The sequence below is a fragment of the Cupriavidus sp. DL-D2 genome (assembly GCF_039710735.1).
Lineage (GTDB): Bacteria > Pseudomonadota > Gammaproteobacteria > Burkholderiales > Burkholderiaceae > Cupriavidus.
In genome coordinates this window covers 24,857-43,882 of sequence record NZ_JBDKXK010000004.1, presented here as the reverse complement: position 1 = coordinate 43,882, position 19,026 = coordinate 24,857, and the positions used below count along the sequence as shown (strand labels likewise).

Sequence of the window (19,026 nt, the reverse complement as noted above, 5' to 3'; positions counted from 1 at the left end):
GATTTTCTGCCGAAGCTCAACCCAGTTCGGCAGACATGCAGAGCGCGCTGGTATTGCGCAGCCGCTGGAATTCTTCGCTCTCCAGCACTTCGGCAGGCAGCTTGGAGGCGTGGATCAGCGAGAAGCCGTAGCGGGAGAAATAGCTGGGGCACGTGGAGGTCAGAAGCACGGCGCGCCGACTGCCGTTGGCGCGCGCCCGCATCATCACGGCGCTCACGAGATGGCTCGCAATGCCCTGGTCACGCCACTCCCTCAGCACGGCAACCGAGCGGATGATCGCCGTCTCCCCGAAAAGCTGGGCACAGGCGCAACCGACAAGTTGGGATTCGAGCACGGCAACATGAAACTCGCCGGCAAGGCGCGGTAACTCGTCCACTGGCAAATTGCACCGCTCGAGCACGGCGCCAATGGCAGACACATCCGCGGGCTGCGCAAGCCGGATTCGCAGATCTTTAATCATCTTGAGCCTCTGTATCTCTCATCACATCGGGACGGATATGCCATGGAAGCCCTGCATGGTGAATCTTGGTGCGCCAAGGGGAGCGATGCAATGCCGCGATTGGTGCACGCGCCCCACACTATCGCAATCGGCCTCCGGATTCCAGAAGGGAAACCACCGAAAGCGACGGGTGCCACGCATCAGCCTGTCCGCTCCATCGATGAGCACGAAACAGGCCACACACGGCGGCAGCAGTATCTGCATGTCGTGTGACAGTGTCGAGTAGATGGGGATGAAGCGGACTACGGAAAAACGATGGAGGCGGGGATACGGAATCGAACCGTCGTAAACGGCTTTGCAGGCCGTCGCATAACCACTCTGCCACCCCGCCACGGGGATAGACGATCCGGAACCGGTCGTCGGTGTCTGTGGTGCGGGGCGCAGTGTAGCCGAAGTCGAAAAAACGTGCAGGGCGTGCCGTTATTACCCGAAGGCGGGTGCTGTCTGTCGCTGCTACGCGCCGATCTCGCCCATCGCACTCTGCTGGTAGTTCTGCAGGCCGACGCGGTTCACCAGATCCAGTTGCGTCTGCAGCCACTCGATATGGTCCTCGGTGTCGTCGAGGATGGGCGAAAGGACGTCGCGGGAGACGTAGTCGCTCACGGACTCGCAGTACTTGATGGCTTCCTTGAGGCTGGTCTGCGAGACCAGCTCAAGCTTCAGATCGCAGCCGAGCATCTCCTCGGTGGTCTCGCCGATCATGAGCTTGTCGAGGTCCTGCAGGTTGGGCAGCCCATCGAGCATCAGGATGCGATCGATGATCTTGTCCGCGTGCTTCATCTCCTCGATCGATTCCTCGTACTCGTGCTTGCCCAGCGCCTTGAGCCCCCAATGTCCATACATGCGGGCGTGTAAAAAATGCTGGTTGATCGCCGTCAGCTCATGCCGGAGTTGGACATTCAGCAGCTGTATTACCTTCTTGTCCGATTTCATGGCGTCGATCCCCGAATATGGCATGCGGTGATTTTCATGTTAATCCGCCAGCCCGGAAGGTCAAGCCCCATGCGGCTTTGCGGACGACACGCATCCTCATCTACGGCTCGTCATTGAATCTGAGACTGATATTGATTCCGATTTATGGCAATAAAAAAGCGCCTCGAAACGAGGCGCCTTATTTGCGGGGCATGCGGTTATATCGCCCGTGCCCTTATTCCCCACTGGCGCGATAGCGATTACGCAGATCGCGAATCAGGTCGTGATTGCGCAGCACACCCTGGTACTGGCGCTCGATCAGCGCGCGGATGTCGAAGCTCAGGTCGGTCTCCTGCAGCGCATCGGCGTACTTCTTCTTTGCCACGTCCTCGCCCTTCTCGGTCTCCTCCAGGATGGCGAGATCCGAACGATCCGACACCGCGGTACGCAGGCTCACCCAGCCGCGATGGAGCGCGCCGGCCACGCTGCCGTGGTCCTCGGGCTTGGCGCCGAGCGCCGTGACCTGACTCTGCAATTCGCGCACTGCGGCGCCTATCTCTGTTGCGCGGCTCGAGAACAGCGTCTTCAACTCGGGATTCTTCGCATCCTCGGCGGCCTTGCGGAAGCCTTCCTCGCCATCGCGCGAGACTTCGATCAGGTCGTTCAGTACAGACACATTGTTGTCAGCCATAGCAAACTCCTCGTTATCTCTCGGACACGCCGCACGCCTGCGCGCAACGCGTCATGGAACATTCCGCGCACACCATCCAGGGTGCGCGGCCCTTGGTTCCAAGATAGAGGAGCCGCCTGCGGGGGACTGTCGGGGCGCCTCGCAACCGGCTGTCGGTCTGCGCCTACATCTGCGTCGCCCCCGCCAGTCAGTCGAACAGGTGACCCATGCGCGACCGCTTGGTCGCCAGATACTTTTCGTTTTCGGAGTTGGACGGCACGATGTGACGCATCTGTTCGGTCACCTTGATGCCCGCATCCTCGAGCGCCCGAATCTTGATCGGATTGTTGCTCATCAGCCGCACCGAGGTGACACCCCACTGCCGCAGGAAATCTGCCGCGAAGGCATAGGTCCGGGAATCGATAGCTTGACCCAGTGCCAGATTGGCATCCACGGTGTCGAGTCCGCCATCCTGCAGCGCGTACGCACGAATCTTGTTCGACAGCCCGATGCCACGGCCTTCATGGCCACGCAGATACAGCAGGATGCCACGCCCTTCCTCGGCAATCTTGCGCATGGCGAGATCGAGCTGCTCGCCGCAATCGCAGCGGCACGAGCCAAACACATCGCCGGTCAGGCATTCCGAATGCAAACGAACGAGCACGTTCTCGCCCGAAATATCGCCCATCGACAGGGCCAGGTGCTCGGTTCCCGTATCCATGCCCTGGAAGGCATGAGCGGTGAATTCTCCGTAACTGGTCGGCAGGCGGGCAGAGCCGATCAGCTCACTTTCTAGGTCTTTCATATTGATGTGCAAGGGCTGGAGGCGCCATGGTGCCCGCACGGCATGATGCAGGGGCGGGGCAGGCGCACCGCGCCGCGCCGATTGGGAGAGGCGCAGACGCAGCATGCCGGCAAGGATACCCCGAAATGCATTCCGTTATCGGATGTGGGGTTACCGGGCGGTAGGCACATGCCTGGTTGTAGACGTTTCCCCCGCGCAGAAAGCAAGAAGGGCCACCCGGATGAGCGGCCCTTCTCGCTGAGACAACGTCACCTTGCGAACCAGTTGCCCGGTCCGCAACAGCCTTACTCCACCGTCACCGACTTCGCCAGATTGCGTGGCTTGTCCACGTCGGTGCCGCGTGCGCAGGCGGTGTGATACGCCAGCAGTTGCAGCGGTACGACGTGCAGGATCGGCGAGAGCGCGCCGTAGTGCTCGGGCATGCGGATCACCTGGATGCCGTCCGACGACTGGATGTGCGTGTCGGCATCGGCGAACACGTAGAGACGGCCGCCGCGTGCGCGCACTTCCTGGATGTTGGACTTCAGCTTTTCCAGCAGCGCGTCGTTCGGTGCCACGGTCACCACCGGCATGGCTTCCGTCACCAGTGCCAGCGGGCCGTGCTTCAGCTCGCCGGCCGGGTAGGCTTCCGCATGGATGTACGAGATTTCCTTGAGCTTGAGCGCGCCTTCCAGAGCGATCGGATAGTGCAGGCCACGACCCAGGAACAACGCGTTCTCGCGGCGGGCGAAGTCTTCCGACCAGGCGATGATCTGCGGCTCCAGCGCCAGCACGCCATGCAGCGCGGCGGGCAGGTGGCGCAGGTTCGTCAGCGCCTCGGCTTCCTGTTCGTCGTTCAGGTAGCCGCGCACCTTGCCCAGCGCCAGCGTCAGCATGTACAGCGCGGCCAGTTGCGTGGTGAACGCCTTGGTCGATGCCACGCCGATCTCGGTGCCTGCGCGGGTCAGGAAGCGCAGTTCGGTCTCGCGCACCATCGCGCTCGTGGCAACGTTGCAGATGGCGAGCGTGTGCGTGTGGCCCAGCGAGCGGGCGTGGCGCAGTGCAGCCATCGTGTCGGCCGTTTCGCCGGATTGCGAAATCACCACCACCAGTGCGCGCGGATTCGGCACGGTGTCGCGGTAGCGGTATTCGCTGGCGACCTCGACCTGCGTCGGGATCTTGGCGATCGATTCCAGCCAGTACTTGGCCGTGCAGCCCGAGTAGTAGCTCGTGCCGCAAGCCAGGATCAGGATGCTGTCGATGTTGGCAAACACCTGCTCGGCGTTATCGCCGAACAGGTCGGGCGTGATGGCGGCGATGCCTTCGAGCGTATCGCCCAGGGCGCGCGGCTGCTCGAAGATTTCCTTCTGCATGAAATGGCGGAACGGACCCAGTTCCACGGCGGCGGCATGTGCCTCCACCACGCGATCCTCGCGCACTACCTCGATATCGTTGACATCGCGGATCGTGACGCCAGCGCGCGTCAGTTCCACCACATCGCCTTCTTCCAGATAGATGATGCGATTGGCAGTGCCGGCCACGGCCAGCGCGTCCGATGCCAGGAACGTTTCGTCGTTGCCGAGGGCCACGACCAGCGGCGAACCGGCGCGCGCGCCGACCACCACGTCAGGATTGTCACGCGCCACCACGGCAATGGCGTAGGCGCCGTGCAGGCGCTTGGTCACCACGCGCACCGACGCAAACAGGTCGCCACGCGTGGCGCTGCTCGGATACGTGTAGGCCTGATGGATCAGGTGGGCCACCACTTCGGTATCGGTCTGCGACTCGAAACCGTAGCCCACGGCGCGCAGTTCTTCGCGCAGCGGCTCGTAGTTCTCGATGATGCCGTTGTGGACGAGTGCGATGGTCTCGTCCGAGAAGTGCGGGTGCGCGTTGACCGTGTCGGGCTTGCCGTGCGTGGCCCAGCGCGTATGGGCGATGCCCAGGTTGCCGCCGAGACCCGACGATTGCGTCTGCGCGTCCAGTTCGGCCACGCGCGACACCGTGCGCGCGCGTTCGAGAATGGCGTCGCGCACCACGGCGACGCCGCACGAGTCATAGCCGCGATATTCCAGGCGACGCAGACCTTCGACCAGGACCGGAACGATATTGCGGTGCGAAACCGCGCCAACGATGCCACACATGCTCTAACCCCTTATTTTTTCGGTTGCTTGACCGGACGCTGCCATGCGTCGATCGTCATCTGCTTGGAACGCGACAGCGTGAGCTTGTCGGCCGGTGCTTCCTTGGTCAGCGTCGTGCCAGCGCCAATCGTCGCGCCACGGCGCACCGTTACCGGCGCCACCAGTTGCGTATCGGAGCCGATGAACACATCGTCCTCGATGATGGTGCGATGCTTGTTCACGCCATCGTAATTGCACGTGATGGTGCCTGCGCCGATGTTCACGCGCTGGCCCACGGTGGTGTCGCCGACGTAGGCCAGATGGTTGGCCTTGCTGTGGTCGGCAATCTGACTGTTCTTGACTTCGACGAAATTGCCGATGTGCACATCCTTGCCCAGTTCCGCACCCGGCCGCAAACGCGCGTACGGACCGATGCGCCCGTCCGGCCCGATCTTTGCTTCCTCAAAGTGGCAGAACGGTTGCACGCGTGCGCCAGCCCCTACGGAGGTGTTGCGGATCACGCAGTGCGCACCGATGTGCACGCCATCCTCCAGATGCACGCGGCCTTCGAACACGCAGCCTACGTCGATGGTCACGTCGCGTCCGCAGGTCAGTTCGCCGCGCACGTCGATACGCGCCGGGTCCAGCAACGTGACGCCCGCTTCAAGCAGACGTTGGGCAATGTTGCGCTGATGGATGCGCTCGATCTCGGCCAGTTGTACCTTGCTGTTGACGCCGAGCGTCTCCCACAGTGCAGCCGGCTGGGACGACACGATCTCCACGCCGTCAGTGGCGGCGCGTTCGATGGTGTCGGTAAGGTAGTACTCACCTTGCGCGTTGTCGTTGCGCAGCGTGGAGAGCCAGCGGCGGAGGTGACCCGTCGGGCAGACGATGATGCCGGTATTGATCTCGCGGATCGCGCGGATTTCCTCGCTGGCATCCTTCTGCTCGACGATGCGGACGATATTGCCGGCAGCGTCGCGTACGATGCGGCCATAGCCGGTGGGATCGGGCATTTCAACGGTCAGCACGCCCAGGCGCTCGGCGCCAGCGGCCTGCACGAGGTGCTGAAGCGTGGACGCCGACGTCAGCGGTACGTCGCCATACAGGACCAGCGTGGGCTGGCCGTCGTCGAGCAACGGCAGTGCCTGCATGACGGCGTGGCCAGTACCCAGTTGCTGGGCCTGCTCGGCGAAAGAGACATCATCGGCAGCAACCGCCGCACGCACGTGCTCGGCGCCATGGCCCACCACGACGACGAGCCGCGACGGCGAGAGCGTGCGGGCGGTATCGAGTACGTGGGCGAGCATGGGGCGGCCGGCAACCGGGTGCAGCACCTTGGGCAACGCGGAATTCATGCGCTTGCCCATGCCGGCGGCAAGAATGACGATATTCACAAGGAGGGTCCTAAGTGAGTGTGTCTGAGAATATTCTGAAGAATCCGTGCCGTGGAGCACTGCAGTCAGTAGGGCAAAACCGTTGCCACGACTGGGCTGGCGGGCGATCAACCGCCCCTGGAAACATGCGCGCCGATTCTAGCATGCACCCCCGGACCACATCGGGCCGATCACTTCACGTTACGGTTGTTCACATTTGGACACGACGCGTTTTTGCATGGTTTGCAGCATTTACCGTCCTGGCGGCGTTGGGTGGATGCAACGCCATGAAGCTCGGCTACCAGCAGGGTGACCGTCTGGCCTACTGGTGGGTGGATCGGTATGTGGACGTTTCTGACCTGCAGGAGCCGCCCACCAAGGACGCCATCGCCCGGTTCTTCTCCTGGCACCGGCAGGCGCAGCTTCCCGAAATCGCCACGGTCCTGACCCGGGTGAAGGGTGAAGTCGCCGGCCCCATCGACGCCTCGATGGTCCGGCAGGTGCAGCAGGACACGAACCGCCTGGGCCGCCGCGCCTTCGAGAACGCCGTCCCCGACGTGGCCGACCTGATGCTGACGCTGACGCCCGAACAGATCAAGCGTATGGAAGGCAAGTTCGCGGAAAGCAACGCCAAGTACCGGAAGGAGTTTCTCAAATCCGACCCCAAGGCGCGCACCGACGCCCGCTTCGACAAGATCATGGACTATGCGAAGCTGATCTACGGCAATTTCTCGGGCGAACAGGAACGCACCATTCGTGACGCGATGGGCCCATATATGGAAGGTGCCGAGGCGCGCTACGCGGAGCGGGTCAAGCGGCAGCAGGAATGGCTGACGTTGGCGCGCGAGGTATCGACCTCACATCCGCCGAAGGCGCAGGTCGAGGATATGCTGCGCAAATATGCCGATCACTGGCAGCGCCCGGCCAGCGGCCAGCAGCGCAGCAACGAGGCAGGGGTGGATCTGTCTGTGAAGATTGCCAATCTGACCACGCCCGAGCAGAAGGCTCATGCCGTGGATCGATTCCAGAAGTGGATCGACGATACGAGGTCGCTGACGCGGGAGGGGGCTTCGCAGGCAGCGAAGTAATGAAACTCCCCTCTCCCGCGCAGTGGGAGAGGGGTTGGGGGAGAGGGCTGGAAGTTCTGCTTGCCGACATGTGGCAATTTGAACCGCTGGCCCTCACCCCCGCCCCTCTCCCGCAAGCAGGAGAGGGGAGCAAACCCATCAGGCCGCAGGCTCTTCCGCCTTCTCGATCTTGTCGAACCGCACAAACTCCATCCGGTTCGCTCCCACGTTGCCCGTGAACGTCAGCGCCTGCTGCGTGAACGTGGTTTCCCCGAACAGCGATGCCTCGTCGACCTTCGCCAGTCCAGTCGCCAGCCCGTTGAACGGGAACAGCTCGGTATCCGCCAGGTGGGACGGCACCACATTACGCAGTGCCGCGAAGATGTTGTCGATGCGGCCCGGGAATTCGCGCTCCCATGCCTGCACCATCTCGCTCACCTTCTTGCGTTGCAGGTTTTCCTGCGAGCCACAGAGATTGCAAGGAATAATCGGGAATTGCATGGCGCGCGCGTAGGACGCGATGTCCTTCTCCGCGCAGTACGCCAGCGGACGAATGACAATGTGCTGGCCGTCATCGGTGGCCAGCTTCGGCGGCATGGCTTTCATCTTGCCGCCGAAGAACATGTTCAGGAAGAACGTGTTGACGATGTCGTCGCGGTGATGGCCCAGCGCAATCTTGTTGGCGCCCAGCTCCTTGGCCGTGCGATAGATCACGCCGCGGCGCAAACGCGAGCACAGCGAGCACGTGGTCTTGCCCTCGGGCACCTTCTCCTTGACGATCGAATACGTGTCCGCTTCGACGATCAGGTATTCCACGCCAACCGATTTCAGGTAGGCCGGCAGGATTTCCTCGGGAAAGCCGGGCTGCTTCTGGTCCAGGTTCATCGCGATGAGCTTGAACTTGATGGGCGCGCGCTTCTGCAGCGCCATCAGCACCGACAGCATCGTGTACGAGTCCTTGCCGCCACTCATGCAGACCAGCACGGTGTCGCCGTCCTCGATCATGCCGAAGTCGCCGATGGCCTTCCCGGTCTGCGACTGCAGACGGGTTTCCAGGCGGTAGAAATTAGCGGAGTGACTCATAAGACGTACCTGAAGCGGGGGCGGGCGCTGAACAATGGCCGGACACCCCCGAAGAACATGCCGGATTGACGGGGCGATATTCTACTGGACCCGCCGCCCCACCGCTCTGCGTGGCTCAGGCCGGCTTGATGTGGAAAACTTCGACGCCTACCGATTCGCAATCCGGATACACATCGGGCTTCTCGGTGGAGACACGCACGGCACGCACCTTGGGATGCTTCAGCATGGCGCGCGCCACATCGTCACACAGCGTTTCCTGCAGGTGGATATGGCCTTGCGCCATACGCTCGGCCACGGTGTTGCGCATGAAGTCGTAATCCACCACTTCTTCCAGCTTGTCGGCCTGCGGCGTGGTTTCGGACAGCGAGACGAACAGGTCGATGTTGACCAGCACGCGCTGCTCGCCCTTCTTCTCGAATTCATGCACGCCGATGTTGATCTGCACTTCGTAATTGCGCAGGAACATGCGGCGGCAGTCTTGCAGGCTGGGATGGGACAGGGCGGCAAAGGTCATGGCGGGAACTATCGTTAAAACTTACTCAGTCAGGAACATCACGTCGCGGGCCAGCGGCATCAGGTGCTGGCCACCATCGACGTAGAGCGTGGAACCGGTCACGGCGCGGGCGATGGCGAGGTAGGCCACGGCCTGCGCAATATCGTCCGGCGTGCTCGACTTGCCAAGCGGCGTCATGCCATGGGCGCGCACGAAGCCCGGATCGGACTGGTCTCCGGACACCAGCGTGATACCCGGCGCCACGCCCACCACGCGCAGGCGCGGGGCCAGTGCCTGGGCCAGTTGCACCGTGGCGGTCTGCAGCGCGGACTTCGACAGCGTGTACGACAAAAAGTCCGGATTCAGGTTGTTCAGCTTCTGGTCGAGCAGGTTGATCACCACGCCACGCTGCTCGGTCTCGTTGCCGTCGGCACCCAGCGCCTTGTGCATCTCGCGCGCCAGCAGCAGCGGTGCGGCCACGTTCGTGCGCATATGCGTATCGAGCGAAGCGTACGAGAAGCTCGTGGCCACGTCGTACTGGAATAGCGAGGCATTGTTGACCAGGCACGACGGCACGCCGAGCGCATCCTTGCAGGCGGCGATCAGCTTGCTCGTGGCACTTTCGTCGGACAGGTCGGCCTGCAGCACGGCAGCGCGGCGACCGAGACTGCGGATCTGCGTGGCAAGCGCTTCGGCCTCGTCGCGCGAGCGGTTGCAGTGGACGGCTACGTCCCAACCCTGCGCGGCAAGCTCGAGCCCGATGGCGCGGCCCAGGCGGCGTGCGCCGCCGGTCACCAGCGCCACCCCACGCGAGGGTGTGGTTCGGGCGGCGGCAGCGCCCTCAGTATTGAAATCTGGCATTGCTACAATTCGCGGTATGCAGAAAGTCGCTAGTCTACCCCTTCCCTCCGCCGACGCGCTCGGCGCCTCCACGGCTCTTTCCACCGTCATCGCCGATGCCATCAAGGCTGCGGGCGGCTGGATCGGCTTCGACCGCTTCATGTCGCTGGCGCTCTATGCGCCGCGCCTGGGTTACTACAGCGGGGGCGCCGCCAAGTTCGGCCGCGACGCCGGCGACGGCAGCGACTTCATCACCGCTCCAGAACTGAGTCCCTTCTTCGCGCGCACACTGGCTCGCCAGTTCGCACCGCTGATCGGCATGAACCTGCCGCAAGTGATGGAATTCGGCGCCGGTACGGGCCGGCTGGCAGCGGATCTGCTGCTCGCGCTCGAAACCGAAGGCGCGTTGCCCGATACGTACCGGATCGTCGAGCTTTCCGGCGAACTGCGTGCGCGCCAGCAACAGACGCTTGCCGAGCGTGCGCCCCATCTGGCGTCGCGTGTGACGTGGCTCGATACCCTGCCCGACCGCTTCGAAGGCGTGATCGTCGGCAATGAAGTGCTCGATGCGATGCCTGTGAGCCTGTTCGCCCGAATCGGCGGCAAGTGGCACGAACGTGGCGTGACACACGATGGGAATGGTTTCGCCTATCAGGATCGCGTGATGGAATCCTCCGCCGTGCCCGCAGTGCTGAAGGATTTTCCGGGCGATCACGACGTGGTCACCGAAACCCACGCCGAAGCCGAAGGCTTCACGCGTGCCGTCGCGGCGATGCTCTCGCGTGGCGCGGCGTTTTTCATCGACTATGGTTTTCCGGCGGCCGAGTACTACCACCCGCAGCGCGTGGGCGGCACGCTGATGTGCCACTACCGCCATCACGCCCACCCCGATCCTTTCCTGTATCCGGGCCTGCAGGACATCACCGCACACGTGAATTTCACCGGCATTGCCGAAGTCGCCGTGGATGCGGGCCTGACCGTGGCGGGTTTCGCCTCGCAGGCACGCTTCCTGATGAATGCCGGCATTACCGAACTGATGATGTCGCTCGATCCATCGGATGCCCGCGCCTTCCTGCCGCAGGCCAACGCCGTGCAGAAGCTGCTGTCTGAAGCGGAGATGGGCGAGCTGTTCAAGGTCATCGCCCTGACCCGCGATCTCGACGATGCGCTGCCGCTGGCCGGCTTCGCACGCGGCGACCGTACCTTCGCTCTCTGACCCGGATCACGCCATGTTGCGTTGGACTTTCACCATCTTCCTCTGCGTGATCGTGCTGTCGACCTCGCTGCCGTGGCTGCAGAAGATCGGCCTCGGACGCTTGCCCGGCGATCTGCGGTTTCGGCTTTTCGGGAAGGAGTATGTGCTGCCGTTTGCATCGACGATATTGCTGTCGCTGGTGGCACTGGTGATTGGGAGGTTGTTGTAGGGGGGGTATGCCATCCCACCAGGTTTTGCTCCCCTCTCCCGCGCGCGGGAGAGGGGTTGGGGGTGAGGGCAAGCCGTCGCTATGCGATGTCGTGGTTAGAGCTTGAACCGCGGGGCCCCACCCCCCCCCCCCCCCCGCGGGGGGGGGGGGGGGGTGGGGGTGGGGCCCCCCCGCCGTCGCTATGCGTTGTCGTGGTTAGAGCTTGAACCGCGGGCCCTCACCCCCGCCCCTCTCCCGCAAGCGGGAGAGGGGAGAAAACCAAGCGGAAAAGGAAACTCAACGCTATTCCTTAATACCCAACCGCTCCGCCACCGCCCTCACCCTGGCCTTGTGCACCCGATCCTTGATCTGGTCCACGCGATCCTCGCAAGCCTTGGCAATCGCGCCCGCATCCACCGACGCCGCTGCATCGCGCACCGCCATCAGTCGCGCCGTCTGCGGATATTCCCGATCTTCAAAACCGAGCCGGCCGCGTGCATCGGCTTCGCACGCCTGCAGTGCTTCGGCGAAGCGATCCGGTTTGCGCAACGCATCGCAACGCTCCACGAGTCGCGTCAGGGCCGCGGCGCCGAACTCCATCGAGCGATGGATGTTGCCGTGTTCGCGCGCCACGAGCACCGCCAGTTCGCGGCAATCGTTGGGCACGCGCAGCCGCTTGCAAACCGCTTCGAGCAATCCCACACTGCGCTGCTCGTGGCCGATATGGCGCGGCAGTACGTCCTCGGGCGTGGTGCCCTTGCCAAGATCGTGCGTCAACGCGGCGAAGCGCACTGGCAACGACGCGCCGACGCTGGCCGCGTAATCCACCACCATCATCACGTGGATGCCGGTATCGACTTCCGGATGGTAATCGGCACGTTGCGGCACACCCCACAGCCGGTCGAGTTCCGGCATCAACCGCGCCAACGCACCGCATTCACGCAGCACGTCGAACATGCGCGACGGACGCGCTTCCATCAGTCCGCGTGCGAGTTCCTGCCACACGCGTTCCGGCACCAGCGCATCGACCTCGCCCATCTCCACCATGCGGCGCATCAGCGCGACGGTCTCGGGTGCCACCGAGAAATCGTGGAAGCGCGCGGCAAAGCGCGCCGCGCGCAGGATGCGCACCGGGTCTTCCGCAAACGCATCGGACACATGGCGGAACTGTCGCGCGGCGAGATCCCGCTGGCCGCCGTACGGATCGATGATCGGGCCGACGAGGTTATCGTCCGCGTCCACGGCCTGCGCCATGGCGTTGACAGTCAGGTCCCGACGCACGAGATCTTCCTTGAGCGTGACTTCCGGTCCGGTGTAGAACGCAAACCCCTTGTAGCCCACCGCTGTCTTGCGCTCCGTGCGAGCCAGCGCGTATTCCGCCTTGGTCACCGGATGCAGGAAGACCGGAAAATCCTTGCCCACCGGCTTGTAGCCGGCGGCTTCCATTTCCTCCGGCGTGGCGCCCACCACCACGTAGTCGCGGTCCTGGCTCGGCTTGCCGAGCAGTTGGTCGCGGATCGCCCCGCCGACGGCATAGACCTGCATGAATCAGCCCGTGACGATGATCGCGTCGGGGCGATCGGGTTGCAAACGGTACGGCTCGTCGGCCACGACGAAATCGCGCTCCTCGCGCGCCGCGGCCACCCACTCCTGCATGGCCGGCACCGTCAGGATGAAATCGGCATAAGCCTTGGCGGCCTCCGGCAGATGCACGCCGTACGTGGCAAAGCGGCTCACCACGGGCGCGTAGAACGCATCGGCAACGGTGAAGGTGCCGAACAGGAACGGGCCCTTGTCGCCATGCTGCGCGCGCAGGCCGGTCCAGATGGCTGCGATGCGGTCGATGTCGCGTTGCACGGCCACGCTCCATCCGATGCCGGGCAGCACGGCCGTGATGTTCATCGGCATCTGGCTACGCACGTTGCCGAAGCCCGAATGCATTTCCGCGCAGATCGAACGCGCCACCGCGCGCGCAGCGGGATCGGCTGGCCAGAGTTGCTTCTCGGGGAATTTCTCGGCCACGTACTCGGAGATCGACAATGAATCCCAGACGGTCACGTCGCCATCGATCAGCGCCGGCACCTTGCCGGCCGGCGAGTACTGCGCGATCTCTTCATCGAATGCCTTCGTGAACAGGCGCAGCGGGATTTCCTCGAAGGCAATGCCGGCGTGGCGCAACAGCAGCCAGGGACGCAGCGACCAGGAGGAGTAGTTCTTGTTGCCGATGACGAGCTTCATCGCAAATTCCTTGGGGGGGCGAAGATCGGGAAGACGTAGGCGCGCGGCGTATTTCGCCGGGCACCGTGGACCGGACATTCTATCGACCCGGACGCGGCAGCTCCAAACGAAATACGCTCGCAAGCCTGTGAGCGCCAGTCACAACGGACGGGCTCAGCGATGCACGCTGCCGCGCAGCCCCTGCATCACGGAATCGCGGCCACGACCGGCCAGCACATCCGTCATCACGGCTTCAAGGCTGACCGGATGCACGCCGAGTTCTGCGGCCATCGGTTGCGCCAGCACATTGTCGAGCCGCATCGAATCGAGATTGTCGCGCGACAACACCGTACCGCCGGGCATGTGTTCGAGCACCGCCGCCTGCATGCGCGCCAGTGCATCGGGCAATGCGATCACCGGGCGCGGATGCCCCGACGCGCGGCCCGCGAACTTGACCAGTTCCTCCAGCGTATAGACCTGCGGACCGCCCAGTTCATACACCTGGCCGATGGTCGAGGGATTCGCCATCGCGTTGACGAACGCCTGCACCACATCCATCACGAACACCGGCTGGAAGCGCGCATGCGCACAGGCCAGCGGCACCACGGGCGCCATCTGCTGCAACTGGGCGAACAGGTTCAGGAAATGATCGTCGGGGCCGAATACCACCGAGGGCCGCAGCACCGTCCACGCAAGGCCGCTCTCGCGCACGATGCGCTCGCCTTCGCCTTTGCTGCGCAGATACATCGACGGCCCCTGCGCGTCGGCGCCGAGCGCACTCATGTGGATCAGGCGGCGAACGCCGGTGCGCTGGCACGCATCGACCAACTGGCGCGGCAGGTCTACGTGCGCCGAGGCGAACTGCGGACCATACGGATCGGCCCGGTCGCCGTGCAGCACACCAACGAGGTTGACGACGATGCCATCCACGCCGAGCGATCCGATGGCATCGTCGAGCACTGCCGTATCGGCCAGCCCAAGCTCCACCGTTTCCACGCGCGGCAGGAGTAGCAGGTGCTGCGCATGCTCGACATGGCGCGTACCGACCACAATGCGGTCAGGGGCGATGGGACTATCGGGATTGGCGGCCGGATCGAGCGGCGCGCCGGACGCGGATGCCGCGCCGGCAAGGCGGGAGACGAGGTGGCTGCCGATGAAGCCGGCACCCCCGATGACAAGAACATTGCTGGTCTGCATGGTGGGCTCCGTGACGGCCGCGCCGCGCACTACCCGGCGAGGGTAGCCGCAGCACGGTCTTCGCATTGCGATTCGCGCATTGCGATTCCATTACACACGCATCGATGCGTGCGCCGGCATCACGAAGACCCTGCCCCGCTTTGGGGCAGCCAGGCTTAGGGCAAGCTGGTCGTCGTGACGCTGGACGGCGCGACCACACCCAGCCGGTCCTTCAGCGACTGGGGGCGGCCACTCATCAATGCAGAATAGTACGTGGCGTTGGAAAGCACATTCTTGACGTAGACGCGCGTTTCCGTGAACGGGATGGTCTCTGCAAAGATCGCGCCTTCCACCGGCCGCGACAGGCTCGAACGCCAGTTCTTGGGGCGTCCCGGGCCTGCGTTATAGCCAGCGGAAGCCAGCGTCCATGAACTGTCGAGGTCGGTCAGCACCATGCTCATGTAATTTGTACCGAGCATGATGTTGATGTTCGGATCGCTCATCATCGACGGCGAGAAGTCGGTCATGCCGATCTTCTTGGCCACGAAACGCGCGGTGGCTGGCATGACCTGCATGAGGCCGTGCGCGCCCGCCGACGAGCGTGCGTCCATGATGAAACGCGATTCCTGTCGGATCAGCCCATACGCCCAGGCCATGTCCAGGCCCACGGCTTCGGTGTTCCGCTGCATGATGTCCTGGTAGGGCATCGGGAAGCGCTGTGCGAAATCGTGTTCGGTCTTCGTACGATCCGACGTATTGACCGTGCGATCCAGCAGCGAGATCTTGCGCGCATACTCGGCGGCAGCCAGCAGTTCGCGATCGTTCATGCCGCGCAGTTCCCAGTTCCACTCGCGGTTACCTTCGAAACGCAGGTTCAGGCTGTAGAACTTCTGCGCGCGGACGAAGCCCGGACGCGAACGCATCGCCATGGCCTCGCCATCGGTCACCGCCGTGCGCTGCGGCACCGTGATGCGGCGCCCCAGTTCCTCGCTGGCCAGTTGGCCATAGAAGTTGAACTGGCTGGCAATCGACTGGAACTGCTGCTCGGCATCGCTGGTGCGGCCATCGGCCTTCAGCGCGCGGCCATACCAATACGTCCATGCCGGGTCCTTGCCGCGCAGTTCCGGACGCATCAGTTCGATGGACTGCCGCACCTGCTTCCAGTCGCCCTGGCGCAGCGCGGCGCGTACACGCCACTCCTGCGTTTCATCGGACAGCCACTGGTTGCCGCCCATGTCGAGCTGGCGGCGATAGTAACCGGCGGCCTCGGGCATCAGTTTCTTGGCGGCGTACTGACCGATCACGCCCCACGCCGCACCTTGTTCATCGCGCGACAGGTTGCCAACGATGGTGCTCAGGTACGCTGCGGCCTGCGCGGGATCGCTACGTGCCATCTTGACCACGGTGGCCAGCGCATCGCTGTCCACGCGCACATCGGGCAGCGTGCCGGCGATCTTCGCGGCCAGCGTCGTATAGTTCTGTTCCAGCGCCTGACGCGCATAGAACGCCACATCGCTGCGCTGGATCTGCTGCGCCTGCGCCATGTAGCCGATCAGGTCCACGCACGCTTCGCCAAAGTAACGCGGGTCCACGAGCAGCGCACGCGAATCGGCCGACACGTTCTGGCCCTTGAGCGCCTTCGACAGCAGCGCGTAGCACTCCACCTGCGTGTCGTCCTTCAGCACGAACTGCGGATACTGGATATCGAAATTGGCCCAGTCGCGCTTCTTGCCCAGCACCAGCAGCCAGTCATTGCGCATGCGGTCGGCAATGGCTTCGCCCTGATAACGCTGCAGGAAGGCGGCAATTTCGGCGTCCGGCGTGTCGATGCGCGCCTGGCCGCCGCTGTCGAACATCTGCGGCTTGATGCGGAAATACTCGACGTACGAGGGAATCGGATAATCGACCAGCGTGGCCGAGATGGCCGCGGCGCGATCCACGTCGTTCTTGCGTGCGGCTTCGCGCAGGGCAACGAACGCATCGTCCGGATTGGACGGGATGGTTTGCGCGGCGGGTTGCTGAGGTGCGGGTCGCGCTTGCGGCGCGGGTTTCTTCTGGGCAAAGGCCGGCGTGGCCAGCAGTGCGCCCGCGAAGGCCAGCCATGCGATGCGGCCTGCGCGGCGCAGATATACTCCCTTCGGCATTCTTTGCTATCCCTTATGTGGTCGTGCATGCCCTTTTTCGACGGCACGCACGCAAATGTTCGTTTGACGGAATCGGTCTGATTGCCGGCCATTATTGCACGCCATGTCACCCACCCAAGTACCGGACAGAGGCCCGGACGACCGCCAATTCAACGCCGCGGAAGACCGGCGCACCATGCGCCGCCGGCTGCTCGAATTGCGCGCCAACCTGCCTGGCCGCACCGAGGCCGATGCCCGCATCGAAGCGGCGCTCGGCACGTTGCTGGAACGGCTTGGCGTACGAAAGGTCGGCTTCTACTGGCCGATCCAGCAGGAATTCGACGCACGCGGCGCTATCGCGCACTGGCTGGCCGCCATGCCGGGCCGCACCGCCGCCCTGCCCGTGGTCAGCCGCCCCGGTGCGCCGCTCGACTTCCATCTCTGGACGCCAGACACGACAATGCGCGCCGGCCACTACGGCATACCCGTGCCCGATGGCACCGAGGCCGTGACGCCCGACGCGCTGCTCATACCCTGTGTCGGTTTCAGCGCCGATAAGTTCCGGCTAGGTTACGGCGGTGGGTTCTACGATCGCACGCTGGCGGCAATGGCCGGTGCTGGCGCCACACCGGTGGCGATTGGGATTGGCTATGAAGCGTGCAGGGTCGCGCTGGCTGCGGAACCGCACGATTTGCCGATGGAGTGGATGGTGACGGAGGTGGGGGGGTTTTGAAGTTGGTTTTCTCCCCTCTCCCGCACGGCGGGAGAGGGGCGAGGGAGAGGGTAAGCCTCACAAGATGCGATGGCCGCAGGTTGAACCGCTAAGCCCTCTCCCCCAACCCCTCTCCCGCGAAGCGGGAGAGGGGAGAAAACATACAGCGTGAGACAAGCCTTTACAGCTTCAACCGCTGCCAGATCGCCTTCGTCGCTGCCGCCGTATTCAGCGTGTAGAAGTGCAGCCCCGGCACGCCTGCCGCGAGCAACCGTTCGCACAGCGCGGTCACCACGTCCAGGCCGAAGGCGCGGATGGCTTCCTTATCGTCGCCGAAGGATTCCAGCTTCTTTGCCACCCAGCGCGGCACTTCGGCGCCGCACATTTCCGAGAAGCGCATCAGTTGCGAGTAGTTCGTGATCGGCATGATGCCGGGCACGATGGGCACGTCCACGCCGTTGGCGCGGGCTTCGTCGACGAAGCGGAAGTACGCGTCGGCGTTGAAGAAATACTGGGTGATGGCCGAGTCGGCGCCGGCCTTCACCTTGCGCACGAAGTTATCGAGATCGTGACGCGGCGAACGGGCCTGCGGATGGTATTCGGGATAAGCCGCAACTTCGATATGGAACCAGTCGCCGGTCTCCGCGCGGATGAACTCCACCAACTCGTTGGCGTAGCGGAACTCGCCGATCTCGCCCATGCCCGACGGCATGTCGCCGCGCAGGGCCACGATGTGGCGGATGCCGCCATCGCGATAGGCTTGCAGGATGGCGCGGATGTTCTCTCGCGTGGAGCCCACGCACGACAGGTGTGGCGCGGCCTCGATGCCTTCGCGCTGGATCTCCAGCACGGCGTCCAGCGTGCCCTGTTGCGTGGTGCCGCCGGCGCCGAACGTCACGGAGATGTATTTGGGCTGCAGCGGTGCCAGTTGCGCGCGCGTGTTGCGGAGCTTTTCCGCGCCCTCCGCCGTCTTGGGCGGGAAGAATTCGAAGCTGAAGTAGCGGTCGGTCATGGTAGGCACGCCGCGGGGGCGCGGCGCCCGTAGGAAATCGCTCGCGTTCAATCGCGCTCGCCGAGCAGCACGCTCGCGAGGATCGTCGAAATCACGCTATAGAGAATGGAGCCGAGCAGCGCCGAGCCAAAGCCGTTGACGACAAACCCCTGCAACAGGTTGCCGACAAACAGGAATAGCAGCGCGTTGATGACGAAGATGAAGAGTCCCAGCGTCAGCAGCGTGACCGGAAGTGTCAGGATGACCAGGATCGGACGGATCAGCGTATTGACCAGACCCAGCACCAGCGCGGCAACCATCGCGGAGCCGAAGCCCCCGAGCTCGATGCCGCTGAGCAGATAGCTCACCAGAAACAGCGAAGCGGCGTTGATGATCCAGACAGCCAACAGTCTCATTGCGACTCCTTCTTTTTCTTGGTTGGGGTATTTGTGCGGGACCGATTCGAAGCGGTATCGCGCACTGGGCGCTGGCCCTCTCCCCCGGCCCCTCTCCCGCGTGGCGGGAGAGGGGAGCAAACCCCGGGGAAGTCAGACGTC

At 63.8% G+C, this 19,026-nt stretch carries 19 protein-coding genes and 1 tRNA gene; 4 read left to right on the top strand and 16 right to left on the bottom strand.

Annotated elements, in window-relative coordinates; all coding sequences use genetic code 11:
- Window positions 1-16: 16 nt before the first annotated feature.
- From ABDB81_RS03100 to glmU, 7 genes are all read right to left on the bottom strand, one after another.
- A complete protein-coding gene (locus ABDB81_RS03100; RefSeq protein WP_137926976.1) occupies window positions 17-460 on the bottom strand; it encodes a GNAT family N-acetyltransferase in 444 nt (147 codons plus the stop codon).
- 295 nt (window positions 461-755) lie between these two features.
- A tRNA-Cys gene (locus ABDB81_RS03095) sits at window positions 756-830 on the bottom strand.
- A gap of 122 nt (window positions 831-952) precedes the next feature.
- On the bottom strand, window positions 953-1,432 hold the full coding sequence (gene bfr, locus ABDB81_RS03090) for a bacterioferritin (protein WP_346809742.1): 480 nt from the start codon (window positions 1,430-1,432) through the stop codon (window positions 953-955).
- 214 nt (window positions 1,433-1,646) lie between these two features.
- Window positions 1,647-2,102 (bottom strand): PA2169 family four-helix-bundle protein, encoded by a 456-nt coding sequence (locus tag ABDB81_RS03085; protein ID WP_137926978.1) that lies wholly within the window; start codon window positions 2,100-2,102, stop codon window positions 1,647-1,649.
- Between the two features lie 187 nt (window positions 2,103-2,289).
- The gene (gene ribA / locus ABDB81_RS03080) at window positions 2,290-2,886 is read right to left on the bottom strand and encodes a GTP cyclohydrolase II (RefSeq protein WP_137926979.1); all 597 of its coding nucleotides are present in this window, start codon (window positions 2,884-2,886) and stop codon (window positions 2,290-2,292) included.
- Window positions 2,887-3,170: 284 nt separating this feature from the next.
- A complete protein-coding gene (glmS, locus tag ABDB81_RS03075; protein WP_160471270.1) occupies window positions 3,171-5,009 on the bottom strand; it encodes a glutamine--fructose-6-phosphate transaminase (isomerizing) in 1,839 nt (612 codons plus the stop codon).
- An 11-nt stretch (window positions 5,010-5,020) separates the two neighbouring features.
- A complete protein-coding gene (gene glmU / locus ABDB81_RS03070; RefSeq protein ID WP_346809739.1) occupies window positions 5,021-6,385 on the bottom strand; it encodes a bifunctional UDP-N-acetylglucosamine diphosphorylase/glucosamine-1-phosphate N-acetyltransferase GlmU in 1,365 nt (454 codons plus the stop codon).
- Window positions 6,386-6,651: 266 nt separating this feature from the next.
- Between glmU and ABDB81_RS03065 the strand changes: the two genes are divergently transcribed.
- Window positions 6,652-7,452 (top strand): DUF6279 family lipoprotein, encoded by an 801-nt coding sequence (locus ABDB81_RS03065; protein WP_346809736.1) that lies wholly within the window; start codon window positions 6,652-6,654, stop codon window positions 7,450-7,452.
- A gap of 138 nt (window positions 7,453-7,590) precedes the next feature.
- Here the strand turns inward: ABDB81_RS03065 and ttcA are convergent, their stop codons facing one another.
- From ttcA to ABDB81_RS03050, 3 genes are all read right to left on the bottom strand, one after another.
- Window positions 7,591-8,514 (bottom strand): tRNA 2-thiocytidine(32) synthetase TtcA, encoded by a 924-nt coding sequence (gene ttcA, locus ABDB81_RS03060; RefSeq protein ID WP_137926983.1) that lies wholly within the window; start codon window positions 8,512-8,514, stop codon window positions 7,591-7,593.
- A gap of 115 nt (window positions 8,515-8,629) precedes the next feature.
- Entirely contained in the window at window positions 8,630-9,028 is a 399-nt protein-coding gene (locus tag ABDB81_RS03055; protein WP_346809734.1) for a dihydroneopterin aldolase, read from the bottom strand.
- A 21-nt stretch (window positions 9,029-9,049) separates the two neighbouring features.
- Window positions 9,050-9,868, bottom strand: a complete 819-nt coding sequence (locus tag ABDB81_RS03050) for an SDR family oxidoreductase (protein WP_137926985.1) — start codon at window positions 9,866-9,868, stop codon at window positions 9,050-9,052.
- Window positions 9,869-9,884: 16 nt separating this feature from the next.
- On the opposite strand from ABDB81_RS03050, the gene ABDB81_RS03045 reads away from it, so the two are divergent.
- Window positions 9,885-11,063, top strand: coding sequence for an SAM-dependent methyltransferase (locus ABDB81_RS03045; RefSeq protein ID WP_346809732.1), 1,179 nt, complete (start codon window positions 9,885-9,887; stop codon window positions 11,061-11,063).
- Between the two features lie 13 nt (window positions 11,064-11,076).
- On the top strand, window positions 11,077-11,271 hold the full coding sequence (locus ABDB81_RS03040) for a DUF2905 domain-containing protein (RefSeq protein WP_346809731.1): 195 nt from the start codon (window positions 11,077-11,079) through the stop codon (window positions 11,269-11,271).
- Between the two features lie 282 nt (window positions 11,272-11,553).
- Here the strand turns inward: ABDB81_RS03040 and ABDB81_RS03035 are convergent, their stop codons facing one another.
- The 4 genes from ABDB81_RS03035 to ABDB81_RS03020 form a co-directional block, all read right to left on the bottom strand.
- Entirely contained in the window at window positions 11,554-12,795 is a 1,242-nt protein-coding gene (locus ABDB81_RS03035; protein WP_346809729.1) for a multifunctional CCA addition/repair protein, read from the bottom strand.
- Window positions 12,796-12,798: 3 nt separating this feature from the next.
- Complete coding sequence (locus ABDB81_RS03030; RefSeq protein WP_346809727.1) at window positions 12,799-13,488, bottom strand: glutathione S-transferase family protein; 690 nt, start codon at window positions 13,486-13,488, stop codon at window positions 12,799-12,801.
- 153 nt (window positions 13,489-13,641) lie between these two features.
- The gene (locus ABDB81_RS03025; protein ID WP_346809725.1) at window positions 13,642-14,664 is read right to left on the bottom strand and encodes a complex I NDUFA9 subunit family protein; all 1,023 of its coding nucleotides are present in this window, start codon (window positions 14,662-14,664) and stop codon (window positions 13,642-13,644) included.
- Between the two features lie 155 nt (window positions 14,665-14,819).
- Window positions 14,820-16,787: a lytic transglycosylase domain-containing protein gene (locus ABDB81_RS03020; RefSeq protein ID WP_137926991.1), complete on the bottom strand. Its 1,968-nt coding sequence runs from the start codon at window positions 16,785-16,787 to the stop codon at window positions 14,820-14,822.
- Between the two features lie 103 nt (window positions 16,788-16,890).
- Between ABDB81_RS03020 and ABDB81_RS03015 the strand changes: the two genes are divergently transcribed.
- Window positions 16,891-17,499 carry a 5-formyltetrahydrofolate cyclo-ligase gene (locus ABDB81_RS03015; RefSeq protein ID WP_346809723.1) on the top strand — a complete coding sequence of 203 codons (609 nt, stop codon included), beginning with the start codon at window positions 16,891-16,893 and terminating at the stop codon, window positions 17,497-17,499.
- A 160-nt stretch (window positions 17,500-17,659) separates the two neighbouring features.
- Here the strand turns inward: ABDB81_RS03015 and metF are convergent, their stop codons facing one another.
- Window positions 17,660-18,490 carry a methylenetetrahydrofolate reductase [NAD(P)H] gene (metF, locus tag ABDB81_RS03010; RefSeq protein WP_137928335.1) on the bottom strand — a complete coding sequence of 277 codons (831 nt, stop codon included), beginning with the start codon at window positions 18,488-18,490 and terminating at the stop codon, window positions 17,660-17,662.
- A 47-nt stretch (window positions 18,491-18,537) separates the two neighbouring features.
- Entirely contained in the window at window positions 18,538-18,885 is a 348-nt protein-coding gene (locus ABDB81_RS03005; RefSeq protein ID WP_137928334.1) for a phage holin family protein, read from the bottom strand.
- Window positions 18,886-19,026 lie beyond the last annotated feature (141 nt).

What these genes read in the sequence shown, in the direction of transcription:
- ABDB81_RS03100 (WP_137926976.1), bottom strand. Translation starts at nt 460, where the DNA reads ATGATTAAAGATCTGCGAATCCGGCTTGCGCAGCCCGCGGATGTGTCT.
- bfr (WP_346809742.1), bottom strand. Translation starts at nt 1,432, where the DNA reads ATGAAATCGGACAAGAAGGTAATACAGCTGCTGAATGTCCAACTCCGG.
- ABDB81_RS03085 (WP_137926978.1), bottom strand. Translation starts at nt 2,102, where the DNA reads ATGGCTGACAACAATGTGTCTGTACTGAACGACCTGATCGAAGTCTCG.
- ribA (WP_137926979.1), bottom strand. Translation starts at nt 2,886, where the DNA reads ATGAAAGACCTAGAAAGTGAGCTGATCGGCTCTGCCCGCCTGCCGACC.
- glmS (WP_160471270.1), bottom strand. Translation starts at nt 5,009, where the DNA reads ATGTGTGGCATCGTTGGCGCGGTTTCGCACCGCAATATCGTTCCGGTC.
- ABDB81_RS03065 (WP_346809736.1), top strand. Translation starts at nt 6,652, where the DNA reads ATGAAGCTCGGCTACCAGCAGGGTGACCGTCTGGCCTACTGGTGGGTG.
- ttcA (WP_137926983.1), bottom strand. Translation starts at nt 8,514, where the DNA reads ATGAGTCACTCCGCTAATTTCTACCGCCTGGAAACCCGTCTGCAGTCG.
- ABDB81_RS03055 (WP_346809734.1), bottom strand. Translation starts at nt 9,028, where the DNA reads ATGACCTTTGCCGCCCTGTCCCATCCCAGCCTGCAAGACTGCCGCCGC.
- ABDB81_RS03050 (WP_137926985.1), bottom strand. Translation starts at nt 9,868, where the DNA reads ATGCCAGATTTCAATACTGAGGGCGCTGCCGCCGCCCGAACCACACCC.
- ABDB81_RS03045 (WP_346809732.1), top strand. Translation starts at nt 9,885, where the DNA reads ATGCAGAAAGTCGCTAGTCTACCCCTTCCCTCCGCCGACGCGCTCGGC.
- ABDB81_RS03040 (WP_346809731.1), top strand. Translation starts at nt 11,077, where the DNA reads ATGTTGCGTTGGACTTTCACCATCTTCCTCTGCGTGATCGTGCTGTCG.
- ABDB81_RS03035 (WP_346809729.1), bottom strand. Translation starts at nt 12,795, where the DNA reads ATGCAGGTCTATGCCGTCGGCGGGGCGATCCGCGACCAACTGCTCGGC.
- ABDB81_RS03030 (WP_346809727.1), bottom strand. Translation starts at nt 13,488, where the DNA reads ATGAAGCTCGTCATCGGCAACAAGAACTACTCCTCCTGGTCGCTGCGT.
- ABDB81_RS03025 (WP_346809725.1), bottom strand. Translation starts at nt 14,664, where the DNA reads ATGCAGACCAGCAATGTTCTTGTCATCGGGGGTGCCGGCTTCATCGGC.
- ABDB81_RS03020 (WP_137926991.1), bottom strand. Translation starts at nt 16,787, where the DNA reads ATGCCGAAGGGAGTATATCTGCGCCGCGCAGGCCGCATCGCATGGCTG.
- ABDB81_RS03015 (WP_346809723.1), top strand. Translation starts at nt 16,891, where the DNA reads ATGTCACCCACCCAAGTACCGGACAGAGGCCCGGACGACCGCCAATTC.
- metF (WP_137928335.1), bottom strand. Translation starts at nt 18,490, where the DNA reads ATGACCGACCGCTACTTCAGCTTCGAATTCTTCCCGCCCAAGACGGCG.
- ABDB81_RS03005 (WP_137928334.1), bottom strand. Translation starts at nt 18,885, where the DNA reads ATGAGACTGTTGGCTGTCTGGATCATCAACGCCGCTTCGCTGTTTCTG.